The 14001-nt window shown below is 44.5% G+C and carries 11 protein-coding genes; 4 read left to right on the top strand and 7 right to left on the bottom strand.

The annotated features are described in order from the left end of the window. The first annotated feature begins 12 nt into the window (after positions 1–12). Complete coding sequence (locus tag EGV92_RS01845; RefSeq protein WP_131667510.1) at positions 13–1965, top strand: histidine kinase; 1953 nt, start codon at positions 13–15, stop codon at positions 1963–1965. A 111-nt stretch (positions 1966–2076) separates the two neighbouring features. Then, positions 2077–2730, top strand: coding sequence for a two-component system response regulator NarL (gene narL / locus EGV92_RS01840; protein WP_131667509.1), 654 nt, complete (start codon positions 2077–2079; stop codon positions 2728–2730). Between the two features lie 253 nt (positions 2731–2983). Here the strand turns inward: narL and EGV92_RS01835 are convergent, their stop codons facing one another. Next, the gene (locus EGV92_RS01835) at positions 2984–4459 is read right to left on the bottom strand and encodes an MFS transporter (RefSeq protein ID WP_131667508.1); all 1476 of its coding nucleotides are present in this window, start codon (positions 4457–4459) and stop codon (positions 2984–2986) included. Between the two features lie 637 nt (positions 4460–5096). Between EGV92_RS01835 and EGV92_RS01830 the strand changes: the two genes are divergently transcribed. Continuing rightward, on the top strand, positions 5097–5783 hold the full coding sequence (locus EGV92_RS01830) for a hypothetical protein (protein WP_131667507.1): 687 nt from the start codon (positions 5097–5099) through the stop codon (positions 5781–5783). A gap of 409 nt (positions 5784–6192) precedes the next feature. Next, positions 6193–7272: a tRNA 2-thiocytidine(32) synthetase TtcA gene (gene ttcA, locus EGV92_RS01825; RefSeq protein ID WP_423227886.1), complete on the top strand. Its 1080-nt coding sequence runs from the start codon at positions 6193–6195 to the stop codon at positions 7270–7272. A gap of 90 nt (positions 7273–7362) precedes the next feature. Here ttcA and EGV92_RS01820 read toward each other — a convergent pair whose 3' ends face one another. From EGV92_RS01820 to ccoO, 6 genes are all read right to left on the bottom strand, one after another. Next, the gene (locus tag EGV92_RS01820; RefSeq protein WP_242678561.1) at positions 7363–8499 is read right to left on the bottom strand and encodes a cytochrome P450; all 1137 of its coding nucleotides are present in this window, start codon (positions 8497–8499) and stop codon (positions 7363–7365) included. 490 nt (positions 8500–8989) lie between these two features. Further along, positions 8990–9580, bottom strand: a complete 591-nt coding sequence (locus EGV92_RS01815) for a FixH family protein (protein WP_131667504.1) — start codon at positions 9578–9580, stop codon at positions 8990–8992. Between the two features lie 310 nt (positions 9581–9890). Next, positions 9891–11291 carry a cytochrome c oxidase accessory protein CcoG gene (ccoG, locus tag EGV92_RS01810; protein ID WP_131667503.1) on the bottom strand — a complete coding sequence of 467 codons (1401 nt, stop codon included), beginning with the start codon at positions 11289–11291 and terminating at the stop codon, positions 9891–9893. A gap of 697 nt (positions 11292–11988) precedes the next feature. Beyond that, entirely contained in the window at positions 11989–13176 is a 1188-nt protein-coding gene (ccoP, locus tag EGV92_RS01805) for a cytochrome-c oxidase, cbb3-type subunit III (RefSeq protein ID WP_131667502.1), read from the bottom strand. Further along, entirely contained in the window at positions 13173–13355 is a 183-nt protein-coding gene (locus EGV92_RS01800) for a cbb3-type cytochrome oxidase subunit 3 (RefSeq protein WP_131667501.1), read from the bottom strand. Before EGV92_RS01800 ends, ccoP begins: the two co-directional genes overlap by 4 nt. Further along, positions 13355–13993 (bottom strand): cytochrome-c oxidase, cbb3-type subunit II, encoded by a 639-nt coding sequence (gene ccoO / locus EGV92_RS01795; protein ID WP_131667500.1) that lies wholly within the window; start codon positions 13991–13993, stop codon positions 13355–13357. The genes EGV92_RS01800 and ccoO overlap by 1 nt, the downstream gene beginning before the upstream one ends. Between the last annotated feature and the right edge of the window lie 8 nt (positions 13994–14001).

Here is a 14001-nt window from a genome sequence, read left to right as displayed (position 1 = left end):
TAACCCCCAATTATGCTGCAAAATGTCTTACCCGATTCTTTGCCTATTCGCGCGTGGCTTGCGATTTTTACCATTACCGGCCTGTGCCTGCTTTCGACATTTAGTAGTGGGATATTAGCTTGGGCCTCTGAGTCAGATGCCCAAGCGATTAATACGGCGGGTTCTATAAGAATGGCAACTTATCGTATCAATTACCGTCTAACGACTGAGCGACTTAATCGTAAGCAACGGGGAGCGTCTACGGCAGTTGGGACACAGGTTAATGATGAGACAGATCTGGTTGTGGATATGCAGGCGAGAATCGATAAACTGCGTGAATACCAGCAGGCGACTACTAATCAACATGAGGCAATAACGAAGCAGCTAAACAATATAGAGAACCAATGGGACAATATCCTAAAGCCTGCATTATTAGTGCAAGATGACCAGCGGTTTTATCAGGCATCGCTGCGCTACATCGCTGATGTTGATAACTTTGTAAGCCAGCTACAGTATCGTAACGAGAAGCGGCAGAACTGGCAGCAGATCATTCAGCTGACCTCGCTAGTATTGACCATTTTTATCATGCTTGTGGGTATGCACGAGCTTCGACAAAATGTCCTCATACCCGTGCGTAAGCTCATTAAAGCGAATAGTAGTTTCAAGCGGGGCAAGCTAGATACCGATGTTACTATTAATGGGTATGCTGAGTTTAGAGCGCTTGGAAACTCATTTAATGATATGGCTCGAACCATTGAGAGTTATCAAAGTTCTCTTAAATCAGAAGTACAGACTAAAACGCAGCATTTGGTTAAGGCCAACCAAGTACTCTCATTACTCTATGATTTCGCCAAACATCTGACGACCAGCCAAGTTAGTCTTCATAAGTTGGATAGCTTAATTGCGGATTTTGGTGAGATTTTGCCGTACTTAGAGTTTACTTTATGCATTCAAAACGAGGTGCTCAATAATCAAGACTCTATCGCCTTGCATGGCGATGAGATGAAAGAGCTGTGTAATAAACTTGCTTGTCATAACTGTCAGCTGAAACACCATATTCACACCAAGTCTTATCCCATCATTCATCAAAAGGTGCAGTTTGGCGAGCTTAGGGTGACGCCGAAGCCTATGGAGATGGTGAATGCCGCTGCTGGTGAGTTAGTAGCGTTTGATTCGGAGCAATCGCCGCAACGTATCAAAACGATTGAGAATACGGTAGCAGCAGTAATGGAAGAGAATAATGAGTTGATCATTGCACTGACGAACTTAATTAGTACCGCGCTATCGATGCGTAGACAAAGGCAGCAAGAACATCAATTGATCTTATTTGAAGAGCGCTCAACCATAGCAAGAGAGCTGCATGACTCCTTGGCACAGTCATTGTCCTATCTCAAAATCCAAGTCAGCGTACTAGAGAAGCATCTGGCTAAAGTTACTCAGCGAGAACAAGAAAAGAACGCTGATATCTGGCAGCACACTACCCAGATCAAGGCAGGGCTAAATTCAGCATATCAAGAGCTGCGTGAGCTATTGGTCACCTTTCGTCTGACGATTAACAATGACAGTTTTGATGAAGCTTTGCATGAGGCCGCCAATGAGTTTGCACTGAAAGGCAAATTTGACATTATCGTGACCAATCGGGTCATGTCTCTTAATCTTAGTGCTACTGAGCAAGTCGATTTAATCCAAATCGCCAGAGAAGCCTTATCCAATATCAGTCGGCATGCACAGGCTAAGAATGTCGAGGTGTTACTTGGCTATAATGAAGAAAAAACCCATATTATTATGAGTATCACTGATGATGGGATCGGCATATCTAACAGTAAAGATATAGACCTATCACAGCACCATGGCTTGATGATTATGAAAGAGCGGGCGCATAACCTAGGGGGAACGCTGACGATATCTGACTATGTGCCTTCGGGTACGGTGGTCACCACTGAATTCGTTCCTGAATTTTTTGATAAAAATATGAGTAAGGAATAACGAGTGCAAGAGTGAGGCAATAGGCTAGCGCCCACAGACCCCATAAGGATATAGGCTTATGAATAATGAATAACTTAACTTTTAAAAATATTTTTGATTTGAGAGCAATTTATGACTACTAATGTATATACCAGTGTCTCACCAGCTAAGCTGCTATTGGTTGACGATCATCCAATGCTCCGGCGAGGGCTGTTAGATTTACTAAGTTTGGAGTCTGATGTTGAGGTAGTCGCTGAGGCAGACAATGGCAGTGAGGCTTTAGAGTATTTGCAGGATCACAAGGTCGATCTGGTTATCTTAGATCATAGGATGCCGGTGTTAAGTGGTATCGAAACGCTAAAAGAGATTAAGGCGCGCGAGATTGAAGCTAAAATCCTTCTCTTTACGGTCTCTAACTCTGGTGATGATGTTCAAGAGGCACTCAAGCTAGGCGTTGATGGCTATCTACTCAAGGACATGGACCCTGATGAGATTATTGGTGATATCAGAAAGATTCTACGCGGAGAGCTGGTTATTAGTCCCGATTTAGCACCAATATTAGCGCGGGCTTTAAGAACGCCAAGTGTTGACGAGATTGCGAGTAATCTCACCAGTCGAGAGCTAGAAGTGATCCAGATGATTGCAGAAGGGGCGAGCAATAAAATGATTGGCAATCAGCTGGGCATCGCCGAATCGACGGTTAAAGTCCATGTGAAAAATATTCTGCATAAGACAGGCCTGCGCTCACGCGTAGAAGCGGCAGTTTGGGCGGTGAATCATTTATAGCCATGAGATTAATATAGTCCTTTAACTCAAATACTTTAAAGCTGCGCCAGTGAGCTGTTTTTGAGCTGTGAATAGCTTTGTAAGTCAGTGGGGGTGAAAAAATAGCGGCAGGGGCATGATTTAGGTGAGTATTGACTGGATTAAAATAATAGCTTCTATAAAAAGATAAGACAATCAAGAAAGATAAGATAATAAAAAACCGCCTGATCTAGTCTCAGGCGGTAAAGTGATAAAGCGGGTGCAAGTTTTTCACCTAGCCTTCTTCGGCAAGTCTTCGATCGACTGATGACATTTTATATTCATCACCAAAAGCAGCTTCAGGCTCTTTTAACCAGAAGAAACAAAGTATCCAAGCTAAAAATGCACCACCAGCGATAATGAAAAAGAACTGGTTGGGCTCCACCAAGGTAAATAGAAATAAATAGAAGACCGCACCGACGTTACCATAAGCACCTGCCATGCCTGATATCTGACCAGTAAGGCGACGCTTAATTGAAGGAATAATACCAAAGGTTGCGCCTTCTGCTCCCTGTACAAATACCGAGCACATGATGGTAAAGACAACAGCGATAAATAATGGCCACTGAGCATTTAACAATCCCATCAAGCCAAAGCCAATACCAATACCAAACATATATATCAACATAACCAGACGGCGGTTACCGATGCGATCGGAGATATACCCTCCAAGCGGACGTGCCCATAGATTGACAAAAGCAAAGGTTGATGCAACCAAGCCCGCTACTGTTGGGTCAAGCTCCCAAGTTGAGGCAAAGAACATAGGCAACATAGAGACCACCGCCAGCTCAGCACCGAAGTTGGCAAAATAGGTCACATTCAGGGCAGCAACTGAGGTAAACGGATATTTATCATCTTCAGGAATACCCGCTTTAATCATAGGGACATTAACGCTAATGGCTTTATAAATTTGATACAACACCATTAAGCCAATAACACCATAGCAAATCCAAGCGCTAGAAGAATCTAAAAAGCCCATATCTTGAGTACGATATACCAGCAGCGACAAAATACCGTATAAAGGGATGATAAATAGGCAATATAACAGTAGATCTGCCCAAGTAGATACCTCTAAAGCACCTGCTTTGCGTGATTTTTTAAGGGTATCTGGTGTTGGGCCATCAGTGAGCAAAAACCAGTACGCGACACCATACACAGCCATAATCAAACCAGATAAGGCAATAGCCCAGCGCCAGCCATCGTCGCCACCAAAGAACTGTAGAGCCACTGTAGGGATAGTGATGGCCGCTGCCGCAGAGCCAAAGTTCCCCCAACCAGCATAGAACCCTTCGGCAAAGCCAATGTCTTTTGGCTTAAACCATAGCGCCGTCATATGAATACCGACGACGAAACCTGCACCGACGATGGACATGAATAAACGGGATACAAAAAGCTGCATCGCCGAATTACCAAAGGCAAAGAACCAAGTCGGTATGGCCATCAGTATCATTAATAATGAAAACACGCGTCTGGGACCAAAACGGTCTAACGCCATGCCGACCACAACGCGGCCAGGAATAGTTAAAGCCACGTTAGCGATCAAAAATAGCTTGATGTGATCAGGGGTAAGGTAGTTTTCTGTGGCTAGCATAGAAGTAGCTAGCGGCGCCATATTAAACCAAACATAAAAGGTAAGAAAAAAAGCGATCCACGTATAGTGGAGCGCTCTTATATCGCGGCGTTCTATTTCGAGCAGCTCTTTGGCATGCATAGTCTGCAATCCTTACTAGCGGTAGGTGACGACTAAGGGAACCGATCCTTATAAGACATCGCAGACTAGAAAATAGGCGTATGAATGGACCAATTCCCTTAATCAGATTATGGAGATACAGTAGCAATAAAAAGCAGCGTAACCTATCGTACGAAAGCGGTAGATAATCTCGAAAAAATACTACTTCTTGGCAATAGGATAATAGATCGAAATAGTTGGTAATTAGCATTGATTAATGCCGTAGCAATGTAGAGCAAGAGAAGTTGGAGAGGCTGAGACAGACGATTAGCGTTGAGGTTACCTTACTCTCATCGCTCGCCGCGAAAGGATACAATGAGAGTAAGATAAAGCGTAAATGAGGGGCGTTAGCGTTCCTAGTAACTATGATGCAAATAAGCTAAGCCTCACACTAACAGGGATTCTGGGTCAACATAGTGCTTATCCGCAATACTATTGCCACTAATACTGAACGGTACATTCATATCTTATTTGCCTCGTTGAGATAGTGAATTCAATCTATAAAGAGTACAGTGATATTGGGCTGAGTTTTTTGCCGCTACTATCGGTTGCACATTTGATTAACAGCACCTCTAATTTACCTCTAATTATCACGCACAATATAAAGGAGTCTGACACCATGACCACTGAATCAGCAGTCAACCTCGTCTATCCAGATTATTATAAACAGATAACCCCTATCATTATGCAAGACAACCTTGCTAGGGTTTTAGGTGCGTCAGACGGCTATTTTGAATATCAGTTTATCGACGCGGTGAAGACAGCGGGTCATTCATGTCCTTCTATCGCTGGCGCTTGGATGCAGACAGTGGTAGGTTTAAAGGCTCTATTTGCGAACGAGATACCCACTCGAGGCCTTATACATGTGGCAATGAAAGGACGTGAAGATGACGGTCACACGGGGGCGATGGCGAATGTCATTAGTGTGATTACTGGTGCTACGCATAAGCAAGGTTTTGGCGGTCTTTTTCGACAACCCCAGACCAATAGACAGGCCTTGCTAACCTTTAATAATGACAGCGCTGAAGGTCCTTTATATACGATTTTCACTCGGCTCGATGAGCAGCAAGCCCCCGTTGCTAGCGTAAAGGTACTGTATAATCCCCACGTAGTACCTCCTAAGCCTGAGATGATAGAGGCGATGCAAAAGATTCGAGCAGGGGCGGCGACTGATGCGGATAAAGCGCAGTTTGCGAAGTATTGGCAAGAGCGAGTGCAGCGCATTATGATTGATAATTTTCAGAAGCAAGTCAATCCTGAGATGATCCGTACCGAGGAGTGCAGCGTTGATGCCGGTAAGCTATAAATTATAGATGGTAGTAGTTAATCTAGGCTGATACGACAGCTGCTTAGTAACGCATCGACGTTTGTCAGTGTTTATCAGTATTTATCAATGTTTCGCAGTGCTATCTGTCGATTCTTGCTATTTTTACTACTATAGCCTTCCTAAGCATGTCGATTGCTCATCGATAGTCGGCTGTGTTGTCATAGCTCTGTTAGGCTAGCAGGGCGTCATGACGAGCGAATCAAGATTCAACTTAGATTTCTATTGGTGATTTTTGCTATAATTGCTGCCACTTTAATACGTCTTTACCAGCCCCAGTAATTTCTCAGTCCTACTTATTTTCGTCTTACAAATTTTGAGCCATACTATGACCACCGCTACGATATTCAATCCGCAGCCAGATACCACTGATCAGAATGCTTCAACGCCTATTACACATGAAGATTATGAGTTGAACGAGGCCAAAACCGAAGAAGAGCAAGATGAGCTAGAGACAAGTGATCATACTACGGAGTCTGCCATAGAGCACAAGGGTACTAACTCAGTGCGCTTTCGTAAGCTACAGAAAAAGCTGCGTAAGCAGGTATCTTGGGCGATTCGCGACTTTAATATGATCGAAGATGGCGACGTGGTTATGGTCTGCGTCTCGGGTGGTAAAGACAGCTATACCTTGCTCGATATCTTACTGTTTTTAAAGCGAATCGCTCCGATTAACTTCGACGTGGTGGTGGTCAATCTGGATCAAAAGCAACCAGGCTATCCAGAAGATATCTTGCCCAACTATCTTAATGAGCAAGGCATTCCGCATTATATTCTAGAGAAAGATACTTATAGTATTGTCAAAAGCGTCGTACCAGAGGGTAAAACTTACTGTTCAGCTTGTTCACGCCTACGCCGTGGCTCTTTATATGGCTTTGCCAAGCAGATTGGCGCGACCAAGATTGCCTTGGGTCACCACCGAGATGATATCTTAGCGACCTTCTTTTTGAACCTATTTCACGGTGGGTCGCTAAAGGCTATGCCGCCTAAGCTACTCAGCGATGATAAGCAAAATATCTTGATCCGGCCGCTGGCCTATGTCGAAGAAAAAGACATTATTAAATATGCCAGATACAAAGACTTTCCGATTATTCCCTGCAACTTATGTGGTAGTCAAGCCAACCTTCAGCGTGCAATTATCAATGATATGCTGCGTGAATGGGATGATGCCCACCCACAACGACTGGCATCGATATTTAAAGCCATGCAAAATGTAGCGCCTTCGCAGCTGGCCGATCGGGAGTTATTCGATTTTGAGAGTTTGCAGCTCGATCGCGATGATGACGAGCGCTTATTTGAAGGTGATAATATTCAGTCTGGGCAGGCTGAAGGGTTGGCGGAGATTGGCCTGCCAGTGACCCCCGACGTCCAGACCTTTAACCCTAAATACAGCAAGTCTGTGACAGATAGTAAGGCTCGCCCTAAAGAGCAGACGGCCAAAAAGATACCAACGATTAATCCGCTGTTGTAGGTTAGCTGCTGTAGAGCGCTAGTTTCGTTATTCTAAGTCGACTCTATATAGCCAAGCTTGTCCAAGCGGACAAATCAATGGGGCTTCAGTTTAGCTTAAAATCACAGGTACTCTATAATAGCCGCCTAAGGGCAGTTGCTCACGCGTTAATATCGCATCGGGGGCCAATGCTATATTGCTGATGTTGTTTAATAAGGCGCGAGTGATAGTTCTAAGCTGCCAAGTCGCAAGCAGTCGGCCAGGGCATACATATTTGCCGATACCGTACACTAGACTGTCAGAGCGATGCTTTTGTGGGGCGAAGGTGTTACTGTCAAATACACTCTCATCACGGTTGGCCGAAGTCCAGTTTAATTGTACCCGTGTTTCACTGGGCAGTTGATGCTCGCCGATGCGGACAGGACAGGTGGTAATACGCCGGTTGGATACAAATGGGTCATCAATACGCAGTATTTCATCAATCATCGCTTCGAGCTTACTGTCCTCTGCCGAGGCTAAGACACGGACTTGCTCAGGATGTTGTAGCAGATGTACTGTAATAACGCCCACGCATAGGGCGATGGGTCCCAAATCCCCGCCAGTCCAGTTGCGTAATATCGACACCAACTCCGCTTCAGTAAGGTCACGCCCTTCTATACGCTCATGACATAATCTGCCAGTGACACTGTCCGTCTTGGTAGCAGTAGCGCTGGTCGCAGTAGTGAAAGTGGCAGGCGCTCGGTCAGGGCGAATAATGGAGTGGATAATGTCGTCGAAATCTTTGGCGACTTGCGCCATTTTAGCGGAGTCTTTGTTGCGAGCTGCTTGATGATTATCACGCATCCACTGGAGCAGTTTAGGCTCAAGCTCTGTGGGCCAGCTCAGCCAAGCACACTGCGCGCGAACAGCAAACACTGAGCCAATCTCACTCACAGCATCGATGATAGAGCCTTTAGACAACGAGGCTACAAGGTCCGCCGCTATTCTCTCAAAAACCGGTAGATAGGGTGTTAGTGCTTCTGGGCTAAGATAACGCTCGATAAGTGCCCGAAAACGCTGATGTTCAGCGCCATCTAGACCATTGGGAACTTGTAAAAAACGAGATACTTGACTAGAGAAGCGCTGGTCATCTAAGGCAGCTGCGCCGACATCGTCATGACGTAGCAGCACCCAATCTCCAGTTTCGCTAATGATGACATCGTGCTGCTGACGTAGCTTGTCAGTTTGGCTGCGGATATCGTTATTCATAGTTGATGGCTCGTAAATTGAGCCAGCAGTCATAGTCGAACTTATAAATCAATTAGTACCACTTATAGAGACGGCTTATTGTCATCCATCTCTCTCAAGTTTCGTTAAAAATAACACTGTTATTATGACTTATCTGTCTCTCTTAACCTATTAGCGTAGCCAATAGTCAAGTTAGCTTAAGCTTTTTTCTTGCAACTTCATATACCTCATACTATTCAGTATTCATTACTACGACGGTCTATCATCAAAGCGTTGTTAAGTATTTATGGGCAGTACTTGCCCTATTTTATAGCTATTCTAGGTCTAGCCTTATAAAAGCCTGTCCATATCTAGCTAGTGTTTTAGCTTGCCACCGACAAAGACGAAAAATCCCCCTTATATAAGGAGGATTTAGGAAAGTTTTCTGAGGCAAAAAGAAGTTGCCAAAAGGAGGCGTTGCATCAAGGAGATTAGATGTGAAGTTATGTCATGGTCTTTGATGATAGCTAAGCTATTGGGGCTCATCAAAGCTCTTAAGCGGATTAAACGTCAAATCCTCTCTTGGGAGCAATGCGACATCACGAAGCCGCCAATTAAGCGCGCCATCATTACTTACCTGTAGATAGTATTTAGCTTTAGTGTCATCAAGATCGACGTGAGTGGTATAGCGGTTTGCTTGTTGATGAACCAATGTTGCGTCACGGTCTCTATGGATATCGGTGGCATGGGATATTGATAATGCTAAGCTGTCTGGATAGGTGAGGGGTGCACCATTTAGGAGCTTGCCACTTTGGATACTCTGCTCAGGATAGTTCAGGTAGAAGGTCACCTGCCCATCTGGCGCAAAGTGTAGCTTGCCATGGAGGTCAAGATCATGGGCCAGTTTATCGCGGGAGACATCCTGATATAAGGTCTTGCCGTCCATATACCAGTCATCACGGACCACGGTATCTCTCACGATGAATGAGTAATACACTAAGCCAAGACAGGCCAGTACCACAAAGGTAGGCATACCAATGACAAAGATGACCACCATGTAGTTTTTGTACCAAGGCTGGGCGTCTTGATGTTTAAAATTAGAAGAGTTTAGCTTCGATGCCATAAAGGACCTATTAGGCTAAGAACAAGCGAATGAGAGTGGTGGTGAACGAGCGAAGATAAATCCCACCGAGTAACTTAAGTCACTTACATCAATCAAATAACTTAAGCCCTAAGGTATTATACGGATAACCAGGACAAAGTTAACCTACAGAAAGTAACTTAAGCCTCATGAACGATATCGATTAACTGTCTTGTTATACCTCATCAGCCGATCAATAGGCTTGATATTCCATTCACCACCGAAATTGCAGCACAGACAACTTAGCATAATACGCGATGCATACGAGCCATCGCGCATTATGTTAGCTTTATCATTGACCTTGAGTAGTAAAGATGTTTTCTTTACTGACCGAATAAGTGCCATCTTCGCTAGTAACGGTAAGAGTTACAGGTGTCTGACCTTTATTAATGACCGCAGGGTCGCCGTAGATACTTACTGGCATATCATAGCTTTCACCAGGGTCTAAGGGCAGCTCATTGAAGCGAAGCTGTAAGCTAAGCCCGTCTTGTGGCTCCATAGCAATCGTATAATTATGCTTGTCTTGCGTCTTATTGGTAATCTTGACGATATAGCTATTTTCGATTAACCCTTGAGCATTCATAGACGACAGCTGATTACGGTCACGGCGGATATCAATCTCAAGCGGTACGCGATCAGTAAGCGTGTATAACAGTATACCAATAAGGCCAGCAAGCAATATCGAATAGGCAAAGATACGCCAGCTTAAGATTTTTGTATCTTCATTTTCGACCAGCTGACGCTCTGTGGTATAACGAATAAGACCGCGCGGGTAGCCGACTTTATCCATAATCTCATTACAAGCATCGACACAGGCAGCACACTGAATACATTCGACTTGCAGACCATCACGAATGTCGATACCGGTAGGACAGACCTGAACACACATCGTACACTCAATACAGTCGCCCAGATGATCAGGATGTGTCCCTTTTTTTCGCGGACCACGAGGTTCACCGCGATTGTAGTCATAGGAGACAATCAAGGTGTCTTTATCAAACATGACACTCTGGAAGCGGCCATAGGGACAGATATGGGTACACATATGCTCACGCATATAACCTGCATTGACATAAGTGGCAAAGGTGAAGATGCCAATAAAGATGAGCGTCATCCCTGACCAATTGGGTAGGGGAATAGCACCGGCACTTTGCCAATTAAAATATAGGTCTTGCGTACCTACGACGTAGCTTACAAAGGTTAAGGCCGTGATTAAGGCAATAATGAACCAGATAAAATAAATCAGCGAACGTTTAGCGATTTTTTTAGCATCTGTTGGTGCTTTATCAAACTTGATACGCTTGTTTCTATCACCGATGACCCACTTTTCGACGTGTTGATATAGATGGGTCCAGATCGTTTGCGGACATGCATAGCCACACCAGACGCGACCAGCATAGACCGTGACCATGAATAAGGCAAAAGCTGAAATAATGAAGAAGAACGCAAAAAAGTAAAAATCTTGCGGTAAAAAGGTCAGACCAAAGACGTAGAATCGCTGATCAGCAAAGTCAAACAGTATTGCTTGACGGTTGTCATACTTAATCCACGGCAATATCAAAAATAGCGCCAGTAAAAAATACATACTGACTAAGCGAATATTTTGGTATTTACCTTTAACAAAGCGAGGATGGACCCGTTTTTTGGTAGCGTCTAGCTCATGCACGGGGATCTTATAGGGTTGTGCTGACATAAACTTGCCTCTTTATAAAAAGAACCAGTCTGCTGGCATGTCGTAATTCCGGCATAAAGCTGCGACACAGACTAGCTGGCAGTACTTAGTGTACGGCTTGCGATCGTCTTTCATAAAGTCTATGTGGCTATTCAACTTGGACGGCCATCATTGAATTATGAGTTGGTATTGATATAGAGTTATATATGGTGGTGCGTTAAGGGGTTATCAACGTCAATAAAGGAAGCAAAGTGATAGGCTTAAAAACAAGCTGATAGCCCTCTATAGCTCTAAAGTGGGGTAGTAAGCTCAACCTAGATATAACCTATAGTCATACATTGGGGCTACTTACATCCTACTAATGAGACGACTAAATTGGTAATGAGTATTTTACCATTTTTCCATAATTTAGTGGGGAGTTTTGCTTTAACTAACACCAGTTAGTCATCCAATGTTAGCTATTATGATAGTTCTTAATGCAATACTCAGTGACTGGTTGCGTATTAGCTCCAATCTAAAATTTAAAACCCAGAGTCTAAAACCCAGAAGCAAGCTTGGTCTTATTGTGAGTCTAGCCTATCAGTTGTTTGACCAGTAGCTTGATTGGATACTTGGCTTTAAGGTAGTGGCTTTAGGTATAGAATAGCTTAGCCCATAAAAAAAGGACTGAATATTACAGTCCTTTTTTATCTAAAAACAATCAAGTTTATTGCTCAAGCTAGCTTGTGGTGGTTTCTGTTGTGTTTTCCACAGCGCCAGGCTCAGGGATCAGCTCAAGATTGTCATTGTCACGAGGCTCAGCTGGTGCTGGCGCCGCCGCATTAGCGTTGTTTGACAATGAGTAGATATAAGCAGCAAGTAGCATAATACGCTCATTACCTAGCTTAGTCTCCCACTCAGGCATCACACCGGCACGGCCATGACGTAGAGTATTGCGAACCACTTCACGCTCACCGCCATATAGCCAGATATTATCAGTCAAGTTAGGCGCACCTACTGACTCCATACCCTTGCCATTTTCACCATGGCAGATAGTACAGTTTTGTTTAAAGATGGCTTCACCTTGAGCGACTAGTGTCTTATCTAGCTCGCCATTTGGTGTTCTACCAGGGACATCGCCATGGTTAGGAGATAGTGACAGTACATACTCAGCAGCAGCACGAACACCATCTTCACCAATCTGCTCACGCCAAGCTGGCATACCACCTACACGACCATTATGTAAGGTCGTTAGGATGTTTTCAGGCTGACCACCGTATAACCAATCGTTATCGGTTAGGTTAGGATAGCCTGTAGCACCTTTGGCGTTAGACCCGTGACATACCGAGCAGTTTTGTAAAAATAAGCGACTGCCTACTTTTAATGCGTCAGGGCTTTGTGACAGCTGAGCAACATAAGGTCCTAGGGCACTGATCTGAGCCTCAATTTGCTTTTGCAAGTCAGCAGGCGGTGTCTCACTATGACGGAGCGTATTTTGCAATTCGTCCAACTGAGCTAATGAAGACATAGCACCTGTAGCATTGGCTCTGGCTAAGATATCTTTTTCAAAACTGGCGATAAAGACGTCATTGTTACTCTCAAGCTCGCTATAAAGCTCATTACGAGAGGTCCAAGGTACGGTTTCGCCATCGACTTCTACTGTGGCTAAACCATCCCAGCTGTCTGGTTGGATAGCGGGGAAGAATAGCCAATAACCTAAGCCCCAAATGATAGTGCCAAAGAAGATGACCAACCACCATTTTGGCAGTGGCTTATCATATTCGGTGATACCATCATAGTTATGACCTGTGGTCCCATCTTCTTCGAGCTTTGGCTTGTATTTAAGTACGAATAACAATACGCCCAGGATAAGTGCCCAGCATAGAACACTTAAAATCGTTATCCAAGAACTCCAAAAAAAAGTCATCTTTCATCCTTATTGCGCGGCTTTGAGGATAGGGCAGCTTTATCTTTATCATCAAGCGCAAGTTGTGCGTCTTCTTCGAAGCGTTTTTTATTTTTTGGCGAATACGCCCACCAAGCAACGCTGACAAAAGCGATAAATGCCGCTACCGTAGCAAAAATCTGTAAGTCAACGATACTCATTAGCGCTGTCCTTCCATTGCCGTACCGAGTTGCTGAAGATAAGCCACTACGGCATCAAGTTCAGTAGCACCGAGTACTTCATCAGGCGCAGCTTCGATCTGCTCTTCGGTATAGGGTACGCCAAAACGATCACGGAAAAGACGCATTTTTTCTTGAACTTTAGTGCCATCTACTTCGTTAGTAGCAAGCCATGGGAAGCCTGGCATGACCGACTCAGGAACCAAAGAGCGAGGATTGATAAGATGCTGTGTTTGCCAGTCATCTGAGTAACGACCTCCCACACGGGCAAGGTCAGGTCCTGTACGCTTTGAGCCCCATAAGAAGGGGTGATCCCAACTTGATTCGGCAGCACGAGAGTAGGGTCCATAACGCTCGACCTCAGCACGAAGCGGACGAATCATCTGCGTGTGACAGACGTGACAGCCTTCACGAATATAGATGTCGCGACCTTCCAGCTCTAGCGCTTTCCAAGGTTTCATAGTTGGGAGGGGAGTGTTCACCCCGCCCTCAGTCGGTCCTTTTTGGTCAAAAATTAATGGCACAATTTCAACTAAAGTTGCAAAGCTGATGGCAATAACAATAAATATGACCAACAAACCTGTATTTTTTTCGATAATTTCATGCGGTGTACCAGCCATGACTGCTC

It is taken from the genome of Psychrobacter pygoscelis (genome assembly GCF_004335015.1).
Classification (GTDB): Bacteria; Pseudomonadota; Gammaproteobacteria; order Pseudomonadales; family Moraxellaceae; genus Psychrobacter; species Psychrobacter pygoscelis.
The sequence above is the reverse complement of the archived record's forward strand: the minus strand, read 5'-3'. Positions and strand labels throughout refer to the sequence as shown.